This window comes from Streptomyces sp. SCUT-3 (assembly GCF_014083985.1).
GTDB lineage: Bacteria > Actinomycetota > Actinomycetes > Streptomycetales > Streptomycetaceae > Streptomyces_H > Streptomyces_H thermolineatus.
The window spans coordinates 4577523-4596394 of sequence record NZ_CP046907.1; the positions used below are offsets into that span (position 1 = coordinate 4577523).

The 18872-nt window shown below is 72.8% G+C and carries 12 protein-coding genes; 5 read left to right on the forward strand and 7 right to left on the reverse strand.

Going from position 1 to position 18872, the window contains the following annotated elements; genetic code table 11:
- Positions 1-139: 139 nt before the first annotated feature.
- Complete coding sequence (locus GQS52_RS20225; RefSeq protein WP_182314767.1) at positions 140-1354, reverse strand: LuxR C-terminal-related transcriptional regulator; 1215 nt, start codon at positions 1352-1354, stop codon at positions 140-142.
- A 371-nt stretch (positions 1355-1725) separates the two neighbouring features.
- On the opposite strand from GQS52_RS20225, the gene GQS52_RS20230 reads away from it, so the two are divergent.
- The 5 genes from GQS52_RS20230 (at position 1726) to GQS52_RS20250 (ending at position 11108) form a co-directional block, all read left to right on the forward strand.
- Positions 1726-3624, forward strand: coding sequence for a propionyl-CoA synthetase (locus GQS52_RS20230; protein ID WP_275946480.1), 1899 nt, complete (start codon positions 1726-1728; stop codon positions 3622-3624).
- A 150-nt stretch (positions 3625-3774) separates the two neighbouring features.
- Positions 3775-5307 (forward strand): acetyl-CoA hydrolase/transferase family protein, encoded by a 1533-nt coding sequence (locus tag GQS52_RS20235; RefSeq protein WP_220472782.1) that lies wholly within the window; start codon positions 3775-3777, stop codon positions 5305-5307.
- A gap of 217 nt (positions 5308-5524) precedes the next feature.
- On the forward strand, positions 5525-6886 hold the full coding sequence (locus GQS52_RS20240; RefSeq protein ID WP_182314769.1) for a glutamine synthetase family protein: 1362 nt from the start codon (positions 5525-5527) through the stop codon (positions 6884-6886).
- A 758-nt stretch (positions 6887-7644) separates the two neighbouring features.
- Positions 7645-7833: a hypothetical protein gene (locus GQS52_RS20245; protein WP_182314770.1), complete on the forward strand. Its 189-nt coding sequence runs from the start codon at positions 7645-7647 to the stop codon at positions 7831-7833.
- Between the two features lie 209 nt (positions 7834-8042).
- Complete coding sequence (locus GQS52_RS20250; protein WP_182314771.1) at positions 8043-11108, forward strand: bifunctional [glutamine synthetase] adenylyltransferase/[glutamine synthetase]-adenylyl-L-tyrosine phosphorylase; 3066 nt, start codon at positions 8043-8045, stop codon at positions 11106-11108.
- A gap of 100 nt (positions 11109-11208) precedes the next feature.
- Here the strand turns inward: GQS52_RS20250 and GQS52_RS20255 are convergent, their stop codons facing one another.
- From GQS52_RS20255 to GQS52_RS20280, 6 genes are all read right to left on the reverse strand, one after another.
- Positions 11209-12132 carry a phosphatase PAP2 family protein gene (locus GQS52_RS20255; protein WP_259370874.1) on the reverse strand — a complete coding sequence of 308 codons (924 nt, stop codon included), beginning with the start codon at positions 12130-12132 and terminating at the stop codon, positions 11209-11211.
- 216 nt (positions 12133-12348) lie between these two features.
- The gene (locus GQS52_RS20260) at positions 12349-13392 is read right to left on the reverse strand and encodes a LacI family DNA-binding transcriptional regulator (RefSeq protein WP_259370875.1); all 1044 of its coding nucleotides are present in this window, start codon (positions 13390-13392) and stop codon (positions 12349-12351) included.
- Between the two features lie 25 nt (positions 13393-13417).
- Positions 13418-15058 (reverse strand): glycoside hydrolase family 13 protein, encoded by a 1641-nt coding sequence (locus GQS52_RS20265; protein ID WP_182314774.1) that lies wholly within the window; start codon positions 15056-15058, stop codon positions 13418-13420.
- Between the two features lie 95 nt (positions 15059-15153).
- Positions 15154-16059 carry a carbohydrate ABC transporter permease gene (locus tag GQS52_RS20270; RefSeq protein WP_182314775.1) on the reverse strand — a complete coding sequence of 302 codons (906 nt, stop codon included), beginning with the start codon at positions 16057-16059 and terminating at the stop codon, positions 15154-15156.
- Complete coding sequence (locus GQS52_RS20275; RefSeq protein ID WP_182314776.1) at positions 16056-17042, reverse strand: sugar ABC transporter permease; 987 nt, start codon at positions 17040-17042, stop codon at positions 16056-16058. Before GQS52_RS20275 ends, GQS52_RS20270 begins: the two co-directional genes overlap by 4 nt.
- Positions 17043-17296: 254 nt before the next feature.
- Entirely contained in the window at positions 17297-18586 is a 1290-nt protein-coding gene (locus tag GQS52_RS20280; RefSeq protein WP_182314777.1) for an extracellular solute-binding protein, read from the reverse strand.
- Between the last annotated feature and the right edge of the window lie 286 nt (positions 18587-18872).

The window sequence follows — 18872 nt, forward strand, 5'->3', positions numbered from 1 at the left end:
GTGCCGACGGATCCCGGCGATTCCGGTCCTTCCCGTTCCATACCGGCTCCGGCCTGCCGGTTCCCCGTGATCCCGGACGCCCCGGTCGTCCACGCCCCGGATGTCCGCGCCCGAGCCGTCCCGGCCGCCCGGGCCAGGGTTACAACAGGCCGGCCTCGCGGGCCCGTACGGTCGCCTCCATCCGGTTGCGGGCGCCGAGCTTGTGCATGGCGGCCTGCAGATAGGTCTTGACCGTGTTGCGGGCCAGGTCCAGTTCCTCGGCGATCTCGGGATTGGTGCGGCCGACGGAGACCAGCCGCAGTACTTCGTACTCGCGCCGGGTCAGGCCCGCCTCGCGCAGCCGCACCCGCAGCCCCTCGTCCGCCACGGTCCCGCGGCGCACGCCGGTCCCGCTCCGCATGACGGGGGAGCCGTGGGCCTTCGAGGACCGCAGCAGCGCCCGCGCCTCCGCCAGCCGGTGCTCCAGGTGCTCCAGCCGCTCCCGGCACCCGTCGCGCTCCGGCCCGCCCCTCCAGCTCTCCCCGCCCCTCCAGCTCTCCCGGCTCTCCCCGGCCCCGGCCCCGGCCCCGGCCCCGGGCCGGGTCCCGCGGGGCGGGAAGCCCCCGGTCCGGGGCGTCCCGTCGGGGCGGCCCGAGGGGCCGCGGCGCCCGGCCCGCAGCCCCCGCACCTGCTCGTCGAGGGTGTCCAGCAGCAGGCCGACCGAGTCGTGGAGCGCGTCCAGCCGCCGCCGTTCGGCCGCGAGTTCCGCCTCGCGCCTGGCCCGGGCCCGGTCGGCGACCGTCAGGGCCAGCGCCGTCGCGTCCGCGAGCCGGCGCAGCTCGTCGAGTGCGGTGTCGGCGAACCCGGACGCCTCCCGCCGGGCGGCGTACAGGGTGCCGATCACCCGGCCCTCCACGGACACCGGCACGCCCGCCATTGCCCGGATGCCCTCCGCGCGGATCGGCTCGTCGAAGTGGTGGGTGATGCTCCGCGAACGCGGGTAGTCGCGCACCCAGTAGGGCCTGCTGGTCTGCAGGACCTTCCCGCCCAGGCCGAAACCGGCGGGCACGACGAGGTCGTGCAGCCCGTCGCGGCGGGTACCCGCCCAGGTGCGCAGTACGGCCGCGCCGCCTGCCTCCACCTGGCCGGCCAGGCCGATGTCCGCGCCCGTCAGCTCCCGGGCCCGCCGGGCGGCCTCGAGCAGCGCGGCGCGGCGGTCCAGCAGGCCCACCAGGTCCGTGTGGGCGGAGGCGGAAACAGAGGCGGAAACAGCGGAAACCGCGGGAACGGAGGCGGAGGCGGGGGCGGAACGGGAGACCGGCCGGGGGGCGGGGACGACGGCCGGAACGGAGGCCGGGACGGCGGAGGTGTCCATGCCCTCAACTGTGCCACCGCGGTCCCGTGGGCGTCTCCGGGGCTGCGGCAGGGTTTCCGGCAGGTTTCCAAGGGTCTCCATATGGAGGTGGTGCGGGGTGGGTACCCGTCCGATGATGTCGTCCGCCCGGACTGCGTTCCTCGGACGGCTGTACCGGGAACGTCCTGCTCATGGGCCGGACGGCCGGCCGCCCACCCCCGCGGCCGGCCGGACCGCTCCGCCCGCGGGACCGCGGTCCCCCTCCCTCCCGCCCTCCCGACGCCGGTACGGGCGACGGGCCCGGGGGAAGAGTCGCACCGTCGGACGGCCGTCGGCAGGGGACGACGGCGAACGGCCCGCCCGGTCCGGCGGGCCGGGAGAACGAGAAGGGAGTGCACGCCACGATGGACGCGTACCGCAGGGCCTACGAGCAGAGCATCACCGACCCCGAGGCATTCTGGGGCGAGGCGGCCGAGGCCGTGGAATGGGTCCGGAAGCCCTCCCGGGTGCTGGACTCGAGCCGGCCGCCGTTCCACCGCTGGTTCCCCGACGGGGAGCTGAACACCTGCCACAACGCACTCGACCGGCACGTCGCGGCCGGCCACGGCGACCGGGTCGCGCTGCACTACGACAGCCCCGTCACCGACACCCGCCGCTCCCTCACCTACGCGGAGCTGCTGGAGCAGACCGCCCGCTTCGCCGGGGTCCTGCGCGGCCTGGGCGTGGAGCGCGGCGACCGCGTGGTGATCTACATGCCGATGGTGCCGCAGGCCGTGGTCGCCATGCTGGCCTGCGCCCGCATCGGCGCCGTGCACTCCGTGGTCTTCGGCGGCTTCGCCCCCAAGGAGCTCGCGGTGCGCATCGACGACGCCCGGCCCAAGGTCGTCGTCTCCGCCTCCTGCGGCATCGAGCCCGGCCGGACCGTGCACTACAAGCCGATGCTCGACGAGGCCCTGCGCCTGGCGGAGCACACCCCCGACCGCTGCGTGATCCTGCAGCGCCCCCAGGCCCGCGCCGACATGGGGGAGCTGGACCTGGACTGGGACGAGGCCGCGGCCGCGGCCGAGCCCGCCGACTGCGTGCCCGTCGCCGCCACCGACCCGCTCTACGTCCTCTACACCTCGGGCACCACCGGCCGCCCCAAGGGCGTGGTCCGCGACAACGGCGGCCACGCCGTCGCGCTGGCCTGGACCATGGCCAACACCTACGACGTCGGCCCCGGCGACGTGTGGTGGACCGCCTCCGACGTCGGCTGGGTCGTCGGCCACTCCTACATCGTCTACGCGCCGCTGCTGGTCGGCGCCACCACCGTGCTGTACGAGGGCAAGCCGGTGGGCACCCCGGACGCCGGCGCGTTCTGGCGGGTGATCTCCGACTACCGCGTCAAGGCGCTGTTCACCGCGCCCACCGCGCTGCGGGCCGTGCGCAAGCAGGACCCGGAGGGCGAGCACACCACCCGCTACGACCTGTCCTCGCTGCGCTGCCTGTTCATGGCGGGGGAGCGGCTCGACCCCGACACCTACGCCTGGGCGTCGAAGGTCCTGGGCGTGCCGGTGATCGACAACTGGTGGCAGACCGAGACCGGCTGGCCGATCGCCTCCAACCACCGCGGCCTGGAGCCGATGCCCGTCAAGCCGGGCTCGCCCACCGTCCCCTCGCCCGGCTACGACCTGCACGTCCTCGACGCGGACGGCAACGAGTGCGCCCCCGGCGAGGAGGGCTCGATCGTGCTGCGGCTGCCCCTGCCGCCCGGCACCCTGCCCACCCTGTGGAACGACGACGAGCGCTACGTCGACTCCTACCTGTCGCGCTTCCCCGGCCACTACCTGACCGGGGACAGCGGCTACGTCGACGAGGACGGCTACGTCTTCGTCATGGGGCGCACCGACGACGTCATCAACGTCGCCGGGCACCGCCTGTCCACCGGCTCGATGGAGGCGGTCGTCGCCTCGCACCCGGCGGTGGCCGAGTGCGCCGTCATCGGCGTGCACGACCCCCTCAAGGGCCAGGTGCCGCGGGCACTGGTGGTCCTCAAGGCCGGGGTGACGGCCGACCCGGACGACCTCCAGGGCGAACTGGTGCGGATGGTGCGCGAGCAGATCGGCCCGGTGGCGGCCCTGAAGGAGGTGGCGGTGGTGCCGGCGCTCCCCAAGACCCGCTCGGGGAAGATCCTGCGCCGCTCCATGCGCCTGATGGCCGACGGCAAGGAGGCCGCCGTCCCCTCCACCATCGAGGACCCCGACGTCCTCGAGGCCCTGCGACCGGTCCTGCGCCGCGAACCCGGACAGTGACCCCGTCGGCACCGTGAGGGCGGTGCCGCAGCCGGCACCGTGAGGGCGGTGCCGCAGCCGGCACCGTGAGGGCGGTGCCGCGCCGGGGCCGGCCCCGCCTCCGGGCGGAGCCGGCCCGCCGACCGTGCACAACAGGAACAGGACAGAACAGTGACCCACACCCCCGGACCCGGCGGCAGGATCCACGACCCCGCATTCGCCCGCAGGGTCGTGTCCGCCGAGGAGGCGGCCGCGATGATCCCCGGCGGGGCGACGGTCGGCATGAGCGGCTTCACCGGGGCCGGCCACCCCAAGGTCGTGCCCGGCGCCCTGGCCCGCCGCATCAGCGCGGCCAACGCGGCGGGCGAGCGCGTGAGGGTCAACGTGTGGACCGGGGCCTCCACGGCCCCCGAGCTCGACGGCGTCCTCGCCGAGGCCGACGGGATCAACCTGCGCCTGCCCTACCAGTCGGACCCGGTCACCCGCTCCCGGATCAACGACGGGTCGATGGAGTACACCGACATCCACCTCTCGCACGTCGCGCAGATGGCCTGGGAGGGCTTCCTCGGCCCCCTGGACGTGGCGGTCGTCGAGGTCTCCGGGATCACCGAGGACGGACTGCTGATCCCCTCCTCCTCGGTCGGCAACAACAAGACGTGGCTGGACCGGGCCGAGAAGGTGATCCTGGAGGTCAACTCCTGGCAGCCCCCGGAGCTGGAGGGCATGCACGACGTCTACTACGGCACCGCCCTGCCGCCGAACCGCAAACCCGTGCGCATCCTCCACCCGGGCGACCGGATCGGCTCGCCCTACCTGAGCTGCCCGGTGGACAAGGTCGTCGCCGTGGTCGAGACCCACGCACCCGACCGCAACGCCCCGTTCAAGGAGCCCGACGACGTCTCCGCGCGCATCGCGGGCCACGTCCTGGACTTCCTCGCCGCCGAGGTGCGGCACGGCCGCCTCCCGCAGAACCTGCTGCCGCTGCAATCCGGCGTCGGGAACATCGCCAACGCGGTGCTGGCCGGCCTGGAGGACGGCCCCTTCGAGGGCATGACCGCCTACACCGAGGTCATCCAGGACGGCATGCTCCGCCTCGTCGACTCCGGCCGGCTGGAGACCGTCTCGGCCACCGCCTTCTCCCTCAGCCCCGACGCCGCCGAGCGGTTCAACGCCCGCGCCGGCGAGTACCGGGACCGGATCGTGCTGCGCCCCCAGGAGATCAGCAACCACCCCGAGGTCGTGCGCCGCCTGGGCTGCCTGGCGATGAACGGCATGATCGAGGCCGACATCCACGGCAACATCAACTCCACCCACGTCATGGGCAGCCGCATCCAGAACGGCATCGGCGGCTCCGGGGACTTCGCTCGCAACGGCTACATCTCCTTCTTCCTCAGCCCCTCCACGGCCAAGGGCGGCGCGATCTCCTCGATCGTGCCGATGGTCTCCCACGTCGACCACACCGAGCACGACGTCGACGTGATCGTCACCGAGTACGGCCTGGCCGACCTGCGGGGCCTGTCGCCCAAGCAGCGCGTCCGCCGGATCATCGACAACTGCGCCCACCCCGACTTCCGCCCCGCCCTGGAGGACTACCACCGGCGGGCCATGGCCTCCTCGTACGGACTGCACACCCCGCACCTGCTCGGCGAGGCCCTGTCCTGGCACACCCGCTACCTGGAGACCGGCACCATGCGCACCGACTGAACCGGCCGGGACGGGGCAGGTCGGTGGGGAGCGGCGACGTGCCCCACAATGGCGGTGACCGACGCGTGGACCACAGGGACGCGGGAGGTGCCGGGAGCCCGCGCACTCAAGGCGGGGGACCGGGGCGCGGGCGTAACGCACCGGTAACCGCGCGGCGTGATACTGATGTGTTCCGGCACCGGTGAACAGGCCGTCTGACCTGCAAGGGTAGGAAAAAATGGGCAAGCAGCAGGAGTTCGTGCTTCGCACGTTGGAGGAGCGGGACATCCGTTTCGTGCGGCTGTGGTTCACCGACGTCCTCGGCTTCCTGAAGTCGGTCGCGGTGGCCCCCGCCGAACTCGAGCAGGCCTTCGACGAGGGCATCGGCTTCGACGGGTCCGCGATCGAGGGCTTCGCCCGCGTCTACGAGTCCGACATGCTCGTCAAGCCGGACCCGGGGACCTTCCAGATCCTGCCCTGGCGGGCGGAGGCGCCCGGCACCGCCCGGATGTTCTGCGACATCCTCATGCCCGACGGCTCCCCGTCCTACGCCGACCCGCGCTTCGTGCTCAAGCGCAGCCTGGAGAAGGCCTCCGACCTGGGGTTCACCTTCTACACCCACCCCGAGATCGAGTTCTTCCTCCTCAAGGACAAGCCGCTCGACGGCCGCCCCCCGGTCCCCGCCGACACCTCCGGCTACTTCGACCACACCCCGCAGAACGTCGGCCAGGACTTCCGCCGCCAGGCCATCACCATGCTGGAGTCGATGGGCATCTCCGTGGAGTTCTCCCACCACGAGGGCGCCCCCGGCCAGCAGGAGATCGACCTGCGCTACGCCGACGCCCTGTCCACCGCCGACAACATCATGACGTTCCGCCTGATCATGAAGCAGGTGGCGCTGGAGCAGGGCGTCCAGGCGACCTTCATGCCCAAGCCGTTCTCGGAGTACCCCGGCTCGGGCATGCACACCCACCTGTCCCTCTTCGAGGGCGACCGCAACGCCTTCTACGAGTCCGGCGCCGAGTTCCAGCTCTCCAAGGTGGGCCGCTCCTTCATCGCCGGCCTGCTCAAGCACGCCGCGGAGATCTCCGCCGTCACCAACCAGTGGGTCAACTCCTACAAGCGGATCTGGGGCGGCTCCCAGCGCACCGCCGGGGCCGGCGGCGAGGCGCCGTCCTACATCTGCTGGGGCCACAACAACCGCTCGGCCCTCATCCGGGTGCCCATGTACAAGCCGGGCAAGACCGGCTCCACCCGCGTCGAGGTCCGCTCCATCGACTCCGGCTGCAACCCCTACCTGACCTACGCGGTGCTGCTCAGCGCCGGCCTCAAGGGCATCGAAGAAGGGCTGGAGCTGCCCCCGGGCGCCGACGACGACGTGTGGGCGCTGACCGACGCCGAGCGCCGCGCGCTGGGCATTGAGCCCCTGCCGCAGAACCTCGGCGAGGCCATCGACCTGATGGACCGCAGCGAGCTGGTCGCCGAGACCCTCGGCGAGCACGTCTACGACTTCTTCCTGCGCAACAAGCGGCAGGAGTGGGAGGAGTACCGCTCCGAGGTCACCCCCTTCGAGCTCCGCAAGAACCTCCCGGCGCTGTAGCCGCGGGCCGGAGCAGGTTCAGTACGCCCACTGCCTTCCGGGCCGGCGGTCTCAAACCACCGGCCCGGAAGCGTCCCGCCCGCCCCGGGCCGTCGAGCGCCGGAGAGCACGCATGCCGTGCTCGCAGGCGCCTCGCAGCGTCCACGGCGAAGTCGGCGGACAAAGATGCCCGTGAGTGAGTCCCCGTCGAATCCACCGTCCTCCGGAATGCGCTTTTCCTGGGGGTTGAGGAGAGCTTCGTGTGGCGAATTGAGGAGCCGTGGTGAACAAGTCGCGAAATAATTCGGGTGCGTTTTTTGCCTTGGGTTCGGTCGCTTTCGTGGCAGGTGTCGCCTTCTGGGCCGTTTTGGGGAGGGGTGAATCGGAACCTTTCTTTGCCTGTTCGGCTGTCATGTTTGCGGCTGCATGGGGTTTCGAACGCATCTCGCAACGAGGGGGAGACGGCTGAAGGGTTTGTTTGACCGATCCCTTCCGGGCGTGCCCGGGGCGAGCGGCGGCGTCGTGTGTGTTCCAGCCGAATTCCCTGGGGACAGGGGTCGAAATGACTGCGGGAAGCAGGTCGGTGCCGAATTTTCCCGGTTCCGTCGCCCGGCCGGCTGGCCCTTTCGCGGAACTTGAGCGGTGACGGATCCAGGAGTGCGTAGCCGTCAACCCGAACCGCACCACTGTACTGTCGTGCATGGTCCTCGTCATCCATTGCGTGGCATTCACTCGCCCGGGCGTGGACCGGAATTACTCACAAATAAAAAGAAGGTCGCATGTACAGGTACAGGTTGACGTTCCTGCTCTTCTTCGCCCCTTTCATGCTGGTGAGCGGAGTCGGGAACCTGCAGGAGGCGGGCTGGTCGCGCCTGTGGGGGGTGTGCGAGGTCGCTCTGGCTCTCGCCGTCTCGATCGGCGCGGCCAAGGAGATCAGGGACGGCCGGAAGCGTCGGGACCGGGCATGACCGCTGGGAGGTGTTCCACCCCGGGCGGCCCGAACGAACGGGCCCCCGCCCCTCGCCACGACCACCGGCCTCGGCGTCCCCGGTTCCCGGTCGCGGCGGCCGGGGGTCCGGAGCGGGCCGGTCGCGGGCCCGTCCGCGCCGGACGGGCGGGGCGGTACTAGGCTCGGGAAGGCCCGCCGACGGGCGGGCCCGGACCGCGGGAGGGACGCATGACAGTACCGGCGGGACGCAGGAGCAGCATGTACAGCCGGCTGCTCCGGCACGGTTTCACCGACGCCCGCGCGGCCGAGCGCCTGCTGGACGCCCCGGAGCTGTCCGCCCTGCGCGCCGACCCGGTCCTGCTGGACTCCCTCGGCGCCACCGCCGACCCGGACCTGGCGCTGCTGGGCCTGGTGCGCCTGGTCGAGGCGCTCGACGACGCCCCGGGCGGGTCCCGGCGCAGGCTCCTGGACACCCTGATCGCCTCGAAGCCGCTGCGCGACCGCCTCCTGGGGGTCCTGGGGGCGTCGGCGGCCCTGGGCGACCACCTCGCCCGCCACCCCCACCACTGGGAGGTCCTGGCGACCTTCGAGGTCACCGACATGAACCCGGGGGCGGAGGACTTCGAGCGGGCCCTGCGCGAGGGCATGCGGGAGGCGGGCACCGAGGACCGCCGCGACGCCCTGCGGATCGCCTACCGCCGCTGCCTGCTGGCCGTCGCGGCCCGCGACGTGTGCGGCACCACCGACGTCGCCCGGTGCTCCGCGGAGCTGGCCGACCTGGCCGCGGCCACCCTGCGCGCCGCCCTGGACATCGCCGCGGACGAGGCGCCCGAGGACGCCGCGGCCTGCCGGCTCGCCGTCATCGGCATGGGCAAGTGCGGCGGGCGCGAGCTGAACTACGTCTCCGACGTCGACGTCATCTTCGTCGCCGAACCGGCCGGCGGGCCCGGTTCCGGCGGGCCCGGGGCCGGCGGGGCCGGGGCCGGCGGGGCCGGGGCCGACGAGACCGGGGCCCTGCAGGCGGCCGGGCGGCTCGCGGCCCGCATGATGCGGGTCTGCTCCGAGACGACCGCCGAGGGCACCATCTGGCCGGTGGACCCCAACCTGCGGCCCGAGGGGAAGAACGGCCCCCTGGTGCGCACCCTGTCCAGCCACGTCGCCTACTACGAGCGGTGGGCCAAGACCTGGGAGTTCCAGGCCCTGCTCAAGGCCCGGCCGCTGGCCGGCGACGAGGCGCTGGGGAAGGCGTACGCCGAGGCGCTGGCCCCCATGGTGTGGAAGGCCGCCGAGCGGGAGAACTTCGTCACCGACGTGCAGGGGATGCGCCGCCGGGTGGTCAGCTCCATCCCCGTGGCCGAGCTGGACCGCGAGCTCAAGCTCGGCCCGGGCGGCCTGCGCGACGTCGAGTTCGCGGTGCAGATGCTGCAACTGGTGCACGGCCGCGCCGACGCCTCGCTGCGCAGCGGCAACACGTTGGAGGCGCTGCGCCGGCTGTCCGAGGGCGGCTACGTCGGCCGCGCCGACGCGGCGTCGCTGGACGCCGCCTACCGCTTCCTGCGCACCCTGGAGCACCGCATCCAGCTGTACCGGATGCGCCGCACCCACCTGATGCCGCAGGCGGAGGAGGACCGGCGCCGCCTCGGCCGCTCCCTGGGGTTCCGCACCGACCCGCCGGCCGAGCTGGCCCGGGAGTGGCGCAGGCACGCCGTCGAGGTCCGCCGGCTGCACGAGAAGCTGTTCTACCGTCCGCTGCTAGACGCCGTCGCCCAGCTCGGCCCGGGAGAGACCCGGCTGACCTCCGACGCGGCCCGCGCCCGCCTGGAGGCCCTCGGCTACGCCGACCCGGGCGCCGCCCTGCGCCACCTGGAGGCGCTCGCCTCCGGAGTCAGCCGCAAGGCGGCCATCCAGCGCACCCTGCTGCCCGTGCTGCTGGGCTGGTTCGCCGACTCCGCCGACCCCGACGCCGGGCTGCTGAACTTCCGCAAGGTCTCCGACGCGCTCGGCCGCACCCCCTGGTACCTGCGGCTGCTGCGCGACGAGGGCGCGGCGGCGGAGAACCTCGCCCGGGTGCTCTCCGCGGGAAGGCTCGCCCCCGACCTGCTGATGCGCGCGCCCGAGGCGGTGGCGCTGCTCGGCGACCCCGACGGGCTGCGCCCGCGCCCGGGGGCCGCCCTGGAGCAGGAGGCGATGGCGGCCGTCGGGCGCGCCGACTCCCCGGAGGCGGCGGTCGCCGCGGCCCGGGGGGTGCGCCGCCGGGAGCTGTTCCGCACCTCGGCCGCCGACGTGCTCGGCGCCCTCGCGCCCGAGGACGACCCGGGCGCGGCGGTCGACGCCGTGGGCCTGGCGCTGACCGACATCAACGCGGTGACCGTCGCGGCCGCCCTGCGCGCGGCCGTCCGCGCCGTGGAGTCGGCGTCGGGCAGCCCGCTGCCCACCCGCATGGCCGTCATCGGCATGGGCCGGTTCGGCGGGCGGGAGCTCGCCTACGGCTCCGACGCCGACGTGTTGTTCGTCCACGAGCCGCTCGACGGTGCCGACGAGGCGGACGCGGCGAAGGCGGCCGGGCAGGTCGCCAACGAGCTGCGCAGGCTCCTGCAGGTGCCCACCAGCGACCCGCCGCTGCTGATCGACGCCGACCTGCGCCCGGAGGGCCGCAGCGGCCCGCTGGTGCGCACCCTGGCCTCGTACGCCGCCTACTACCGGCGCTGGTCGCTGGCGTGGGAGAGCCACGCACTGCTGCGGGCCGCCCCGGTGGCCGGCGACGCGGACCTGGGGCGCCGGTTCGTCGAACTGGTCGACCCGCTGCGGTACCCGGCGGGCGGTCTGACGGAGGAGGCAGTGCGCGAGATCCGCCGGCTCAAGGCCCGGATGGAGTCCGAGCGGCTGCCGCGCGGCGCCGACCCGGCCACTCACACCAAGCTGGGCCGCGGCGGGCTGTCCGACGTCGAGTGGGTGGTGCAGCTGACCCAGTTGCGGCACGCCGCGGAGGTCCCCGGCCTGCGCACCACCCGCACCCGGCAGGCCCTGGCCGCGGCGCGGGAGGCGGGGCTGGTGGACGGCGAGGACGCCGCCGTGCTGGACGAGGCGTGGGTGCTGGCGACCCGGGTGCGCAACGCGGTGATGCTGGTGCGCGGCCGGCCCGGCGACACCTTCCCCGCCGACTCCCGCGAGCTGGCCGGTGTGGGCCGCTACCTGGGCTACGGCCCGGGCCGGGCCGGGGAGATGCTCGACGACTACCGCCGCACCACCCGGCACGCGCGGGCGGTGGTCGAGCGCCTCTTCTACGGCGGGTGAGACGCCTCCTCCGACGGGAGGGGCCGCCCGCCCGTGCCGGAGGCGGTGCGCCGCCCGGTGCGGCCCGAAGCCGCCCGGCGCCGTCGTCCGGCGCGGCGGGTCACCGGTCGTGCCGGCCGGCGGGGGCCGGCACCCGGCCCGTCGCCGGCAGCTCCGGCAGGCGGGGCAGGTGCCACGGCGGGGTGCGGTAGACGAGGTGGCCGGTGGTGAAGCCGAACGCCAGGCACAGCAGGCCGCCGACCGCGTCCAGCCAGAAGTGGTTGGCGGTGCAGACGATCACCAGCAGGGTCGTCGCGGGGTAGAGGACGGCGAGGACCCGCACCCACCGCCGCCGGACGATCAGTGCGACGACCACGCCGCACCACACCGACCAGCCGACGTGCATGGACGGCATCGCCGCGTACTGGTTGGAGACGTTCGCCAGGTCGCCCGAGGCCATCGACCCCCAGGTGTGGTGCACCACGACGGTGTCGACGAAGCGGCCGCCCTCCATCAGCCGGGGCGGGGCCAGGGGGAAGAAGTAGTAGCCCACCAGCGCGACCGCGGTGGTGGAGAACAGCACCAGGCGGGCGGCGGCGTAGCGCCCGGAGTGGGCGCGGAACAGCCAGACCAGCACCCCCAGGGTCACCACGAAGTGCAGGGTCGCGTAGTAGTAGTTCATGCCGACGATCAGCCAGGTGACGGAGTTCGCGGCGCGGTTGACCGCGTCCTCGACGGCGATGCCCAGGCTCTGCTCCAGGGACCAGATCCGGTGCGCGTTGGCCATCGCCGCGTCCCGCTGCTCGGGGACGGCGTTGCGGATCAGCGAGTACACCCAGTAGCTCAGGGCGATCAGCACGATCTCGATCCACAGGCGCGGCGCCCGCGGGACCCACGGGCCGGGGAACCCAGTGCCGGCCGCGGCCCGGCCCGCCGGGGCGTGCGGGCCGCCGGGGGAGGTGACGGCCCGTTCGCCGTCCCGGTCCGCCGCGGCGTCCCCGCCTGTCGCGGCGTCCCGGTCCGTCGCGGCGTCCCGGTCCGTCACGGCGGTCACGGTCCGGCCGGCAGGCGGCTCGGCCCCGCCCGGGGGGACGGGGCCGACGGCGTCGGCCGGACGGTGTTGCGGCCGGCTTTCCGGGAAGTTCGTCGTCGGTTCCCCCATGGGGCGACAGTCTGCCAGAGAGAGCCTCCTCGGCCGATCATCCTCCGGACGGGTTTTCACCGCCCTCCGCCCCGCCCTCCGGCGTACGTCCCGGAGCGACTACCCCTGGTCCTGCCCCTGACTCCTCGGGCCCGAGGCGGTCGAGCCCCGGACCACCAGCTCGGGCATGAAGACGAACTCGCTGTGCGGGGCCGGGGTGCCCCCGACCTCCTCCAGCAGGGCCCGCACCGCCGCCTGGCCCATGGCCGTGACCGGCTGGCGGATGGTGGTCAGGGGCGGGTCGGTGAAGGCGATCAGCGGCGAGTCGTCGAAGCCGACGACCGAGACGTCCCCGGGCACGGACAGGCCCGCCTGGCGGGCGGCCCGGATCGCGCCGAGCGCCATCATGTCGCTGGCGCACACCACGGCCGTGCAGCCCCGCCGGATCAGCTCCGAGGCGGCGGCCTGGCCGCCCTCCAGGGAGTAGAGGGAGTGCTGGATCAGCTGCTCGGCCTCCGCCCCGGGCATGCCCAGCACCTCGTGCACCGACTCGGTGAACCCCTGGATCTTCCGCTGCACGGGGACGTACCGCTTGGGCCCGACGGCCAGCCCGATCCGCTCGTGCCCCAGGGACGCCAGGTGGGTGACGGCCAGCCGCATCGCGCCCCGGTCGTCGGGGGAGACGAACGGCGCCCGCACCTTCTCGGAGAAGCCGTTGATCAGGACGAACGGCACCCCCTGCCCGCGCAGCCGGTCGTACCGGCCCATGTCGGCGGTGGAGTCGGCGTGCAGCCCGGATATGAAGATGATCCCGGCGACGCCGCGCTCCACCAGCAGCTCGGTCAGCTCGTCCTCGGTGGAGCCGCCGGGCGTCTGGGTGCACAGCACCGGGGTGTACCCCTCGCGGGCCAGCGCCTGGCTGATCACCTGGGCGAAGGCCGGGAAGATGGGGTTCTCCAGCTCGGGGGTGATCAGCCCGACCAGGCCCGCGCTGCGCTGCCGCAGCCGCACCGGACGCTCGTAGCCGAGCAGGTCCAGTGCGGCCAGCACCGACTGGCGGGTGGCGGCGGAGACCCCGGGCTTGCCGTTGAGGACCCGGCTGACCGTGGCCTCGCTGACTCCTGCCTGGGCCGCGATGTCGGCAAGCCGTGGGGTCGTACTCACACCACGGGACTGTACCGCTCGCACGTCAGAGAGCCCACCAGACGCAGGAGTCGGCCGGCAGCCGCACGCTCCCGCCGGTGAAGGAGACCGGCTCGCTGCTGAGCACCGGGCGCCCCGGGACGGGCAGTTCGGCCTCCGCGTCCGAGGTGTTCACGGTGCACACGAACCCCGGGCGGGAGAAGGCCAGCACGCCCTCGGGGGCCTGGAGCCACTCCATCGGGCCGTCGCCCAGGCCGGGCAGCTCGCGCCGCAGCCGCAGCGCCGAGCGGTACAGCTCCAGGGTGGAGCGCGGGTCCCCGGTCTGGGACTCCACCGACAGGTCCCGCCAGGAGTCGGGCTGGGGCAGCCAGCTGCCGCCGGGGCCGAACCCGTAGGGGGCCTGGTCGCCGGACCACGGCAGCGGCACGCGGCAGCCGTCGCGGAAGCCGTCCTGGCCGTTGTCGCGGAAGAACGACGGGTCCTGGCGCACCTCGTCGGGCAGGTCCACGACCTCCGGCAGGCCGAGCTCCTCGCCCTGGTAGACGTAGGTCGAGCCGGGCAGGGCCAGCATCAGCAGCGCGGCCGCCCGGGCCCGCCGCAGGCCCTGCTCGCCGCCGCCGTAGCGGGTCACGTGCCGCACCACGTCGTGGTTGGAGAGCACCCAGGTGGTGGGGGCGCCCACCGAGCCGGCGGAGGCCAGGGACTCGTCGATGACCGACCGCATCGTCCGCGCCTCCCACTCGCAGCCGAGGAAGTGGAAGTTGAAGGCCTGGTGCAGCTCGTCGGGGCGCACGTACATCGACAGCCGGGCCGGGGTCGGCGCCCACGCCTCGGCGACGCCGATCCGCTCGCCCGGGTAGGAGTCCAGCAGGGTGCGCCAGGAGCGGTGGATCTCGTGGACCCCGTCCTGGTCGAAGAACGGCAGCACCTGGGCGCCGATCATCTTCACCTGCTCGGTGTGCCCGATGTCGGGCAGTCCCTCGGCCTTGACCATGCCGTGCGCGACGTCGATCCGGAAGCCGTCCACGCCCAGGTCGAGCCAGAACCGCAGGACCGACTCGAACTCCTCGCGGACCTCGGGGTTCTCCCAGTTGAGGTCCGGCTGTTCGGGGGCGAACAGGTGCAGGTACCACTCGCCGGGCGTCCCGTCCTGGTTCCGCGTGCGGGTCCAGGCCGGGCCGCCGAAGACCGACTCCCAGTCGTTGGGAGGCAGTTCGCCGTCCTTCCCCTTGCCGGGGCGGAAGTGGTAGCGCGCGCGGGCCGGCGAGCCGGGCTCCGAGGCCAGCGCCTCGGCGAACCAGGCGTGCCGGTCGGAGGTGTGGTTGGGGACGATGTCCACGATCACCCGCAGGCCGCGGGCGTGCGCCTCGCGCACCAGGGCGTCGGCGTCCGACAGGTCGCCGAACAGGGGGTCCACGGCCCGGTAGTCGGCCACGTCGTAGCCGCCGTCCGCCTGGGGGGAGGCGTAGAACGGCGTCAGCCACAGCGCGTCCACGCCGAGCTGCTCCAGGTAGGGCAGCTTGGCGCGGACGCCGGCCAGGTCGCCGACGCCGTCGCCGTCGCTGTCGGCGAACGAGCGCACGTACACCTGGTAGATGACGGCGCTGCGCCACCAGTCCGGCCGGACGTCCTCGTCGGAGCGGTGGGAAGCCTGGTCGGGGACGTGGGGGGCGAGGTCCTGGGTCATTCGGTGTCCCTATCGGGTAGGCCCATGGGTTGGCAGGGCACGTGGAGCGGCCGGGGAGCCGGCGCGCCGGGCGCGTGGGGGTGTCGGGGCGGGGGCTAGCCCTTGGTGCCTCCCGCGGTCAGGCCGGCCACCAGGTGCTTCTGGGCGAAGAAGAAGACCAGCCCGGCGGGGACGGTGATCAGCACCGCGGAGGCGGTCAGCAGGCCCCACTCGGCCTTCTGCTGGCTGATGAAGGTCTGCAGGCCGACGGAGAGCGTGTACATCTCCTCGCTGCTGAGGAACTGGGTGGCGAAGGCCACCTCGGCCCAGGCGGTGAGGAAGGTGTAGAAGGCGGTGACGGCCAGGCCGGGGCGGGCCAGCGGCAGGATCAGCCGCCAGAAGGTGCCGAACGGGGTGAGCCCGTCGACCCGGCCGGCCTCGTCGATGTCGACCGGGATGGTGTCGAAGTAGCCCTTGAGCATCCAGGCGCAGAAGGGCACCGACACCGAGCAGTAGGTGATGATCAGGCCGGCGTAGGAGTCCAGCAGCCGCATCGAGCCGAGGATGTTGTACAGCGGCACGATCAGCACCGCGACGGGGAACATCTGGACGATCAGGAAGACCCACATCAGCGGCCGGTGGCCGGGGAAGCGCATCCGGGAGACGGCGTACCCGGCGCTCGCCGCGATCGCCACGCCCAGCACCGTGGTGCCGGCGGCCAGGACCAGCGAGTTGACGAACCAGGTCGTGAACGAGGTCTCGGTGAGGACCTGGGTGTAGTTGGTCAGGCTGAAGCCGGAGAACTCGGTGGGGTGGGTCCAGCCGCTGCGCCCGCGCAGCGAGACGAAGACCAGGAAGACCACGGGGAAGACGGCGACCAGGGCGGCGAGGACCAGCGTGCCGTGCAGGGCGGCCGACGCGGCGCGCGAGCGCTCGCCGCGCAGGCGGCGGCGGGGCCCGGGGACCGGCGCGGGGAGGGGCGCCGCGGGGGTCGTCGCGGGCTGTTCCAGGGTGGTGCTCATCGGGTGGCCTCCTGACGGTCGAGCATCCGCCGGTAGAAGACGGAGAAGACCAGGAGCAGGGAGAGGATGAGGATGCCGTAGGTGGCCGAGCCCGCGTAGTCGCGCACGCCCTGGAAGGCCAGCCGGTAGGCATAGGTCACCAGGATCTCGCTCTCGCTGCTCGCTCCTTGGCCGATCACCAGGTAGATGATCGGGAACATGTTGAACGTCCAGATGGTGCCCAGCAGGATCACCGTGCTGGAGACCGGCCGCAGGCCCGGCAGGATGACGTTCCTGAACCGCTGCCAGGGGCTCGCGCCGTCCATCTCGGCGGCCTCGTGCAGCTCGGCCGGGATGGACTGCAGGCCGCCGAGGATCGCGACCATCATGAACGGCACGCCCAGCCAGACGTTGACGGCGACGACCGCGACCTTCTGCATGAGGGGGTCGCCCAGCCAGTCGACGGGGGAGACGCCGACGCCGGCGAGCAGGGCGTTGAAGACGCCGTACTCGCTGTTGAACATCAGCCTCCAGGCGAAGGCGGCGACGAACGCGGGGACCGCCCACGGCAGGATCAGCAGCACCCGGTACAGGGCGCGGAAGCGCATGGGCCGGTTGAGGAGCAGGGCCAGGCCCAGACCGACGGTGTAGTGCAGCAGCACGCAGGAGGCGGTCCACACCACGGTCCACAGCAGCCGCGGGTAGAAGTTGCCCTCCTGGCCGGAGAGGACGTTCCAGTAGTTGTCCAGGCCCACGAACTCGTAGGTGGCCGGGATGTGGTTGACGCCGATGGTGCGGCCGATGTTGGCCTCGTTGGCGTCGGTGAACGACAGGAGGATGCCGCGGCCCAGCGGGTAGCCGACCAGCACGCCGATGACCACGACCACCGGGAGCACCATCGCCCAGGCGTACCAGTGCGTGTCGAAGGAGCGCCGGATCCTGCTGAGCAGTCCGGTGCGCGGGCGCTCCGGGGCGCTGCCGGACTTCGTGACGGCTGTGGTCATCGCTCCACGGCTCTCTCTTCTTCGGGGCAGGTCTGTGAAGGTGCGGCGGTCCGGCGCGGGCGGTGCACGGCGGTGGACCGCCCGGCCTGTCGCCGGGCGGTCCGGGCCGGCCCGGTCGGCCGGGCGCGTGGGGCCTTCCGCGGGGAGGTGGTCCGCCGGCCGTCAGTGCGGACGGCGTACCGGCCCGTCCCTGAGCCGGTCCTGCGGCGGACCTCCCGCGGCGGGCCCCCGGCCGGCCGGGCCGGGGCTCGCCGTCACTTCTCGACGGTGTAGTCCTTCAGCAGCTGCTTCTTCCAGGCGTCGGCGGTGGCGGTCAGGCCCTCCTCCGGGGTCTCGGTGCCCTGCAGGATCTTGACGTAGTGCGGCAGGAAGTCGGTGAACAGGTCACCGCCCTCGGCGATCGCCGGACGCGGGTGCGCCTTGCCGAGCGCGTCGTAGAACGCCTTGCGGACCGGGTCGGAGAGCACCTTGTCGGTGTAGGCGTCCTCGCGGGTCGGCAGCACGCCGATCTCGGCGGACACCTGCTCCTGGGCCTTCGCCGAGGTCATGTGCTTGATGAACAGGTAGGAGGCGTCCAGGTTGCCCGAGCCCGCGTAGGCGACCAGGTTGTGGCCGCCGACCGGGGCGCCGGCCTCGCCGGTGCTGCCGGCCGGGACCGGGGCGATGCCCAGGTTCTCCTTGTTTTTGAAGGACTTGCCGCTGAAGATGTCGGCGGTCGCCCACGGACCGTTGACGATCATCGCGACCTTGCCGTCCTTGAAGGACGTCTGCATGTTGTTGTAGCCGTCGGTGGTGTCGGGCTTGGGGGCCGCACCGGACTTGATCAGGTCGACCGCGGTGCTGACGCCCTTGACGGCGGCGTCGTTCGCGATGGTGATCTTCTTGCCCTCGACGTCGACCATGTCGCCGCCCTCGCCGTACACGAACGGCAGGGCGAAGTAGGAGTCGGGGTTGAGGTAGATGCCGTCGGCGCCGGTCTTCTTCTCGATCTTCTTCGCGGCGTCCTTGACCTCGGTCCAGGTGGCCGGGGCCTCCTTCACGCCGGCCTTCTCGAGGAGCTCCTTGTTGTAGAGGAGGCCGAGGGTGTCGGTGACCTGGGGGACGCCGTAGGTCTTGCCCTCGTAGCCGCCGCTGGCGGCCGGGCCGTCGAGGAACTTGTCCTTGTCGTCCAGGGCCGGGGTGCCGTCGAGGGCGGCCAGGTAGCCCAGCTTGGCGAAGCCCGGGGTCCAGCCGACGTCGGAGCGCAGCACGTCGGGGGCGCCCTTGCCGGACTGCGCGGCGGTCTTGAACTTCTGCTGCGCCTGGGCGAAGGGGACGTTGACGTACTTGACCTTGACCTTCGGGTACTTCTTCTCGAAGTCCGCGATCAGCTTCTTGAAGGCCGGGGCCTCGCTGGTGTTGTCGGAGGTGTCCCACCAGGTGACGGTGCCGGAAACCTCGCCCGGCTCCTTGGCCGCCTTGTCCTCGCTGTCGCTGCCGCCACAGGCCGTCGCCGTCAGCGCCACCACGGTGGCCAGGGCGGCGACAGATATGCCTCGTCGCATGTGGATCTCCTAGAAGAAGCGCCCGGCCGACTCTCCGGTGCCGTCCGTCCCTGGGCGGCAGCCGGGCTGTGGAGGAACGTAACAGGGCTGCAAGAGATTACGAAAGAGTTTGCAAGCAAGTTTCTGCAAGATGTTGAACTCTTGCTGAAATGGGGGTACGGAGGGTAGCGTCCGCGCCACCGGCAGTGCGGCCGGCTGTACCACGTGGACGGGCGCGTACCACGGGGCGTTCTTTTCCGTTCGGTGACTCACCCGAGGAGAACCGTGTCCGTGTCCTCCCGCGCGC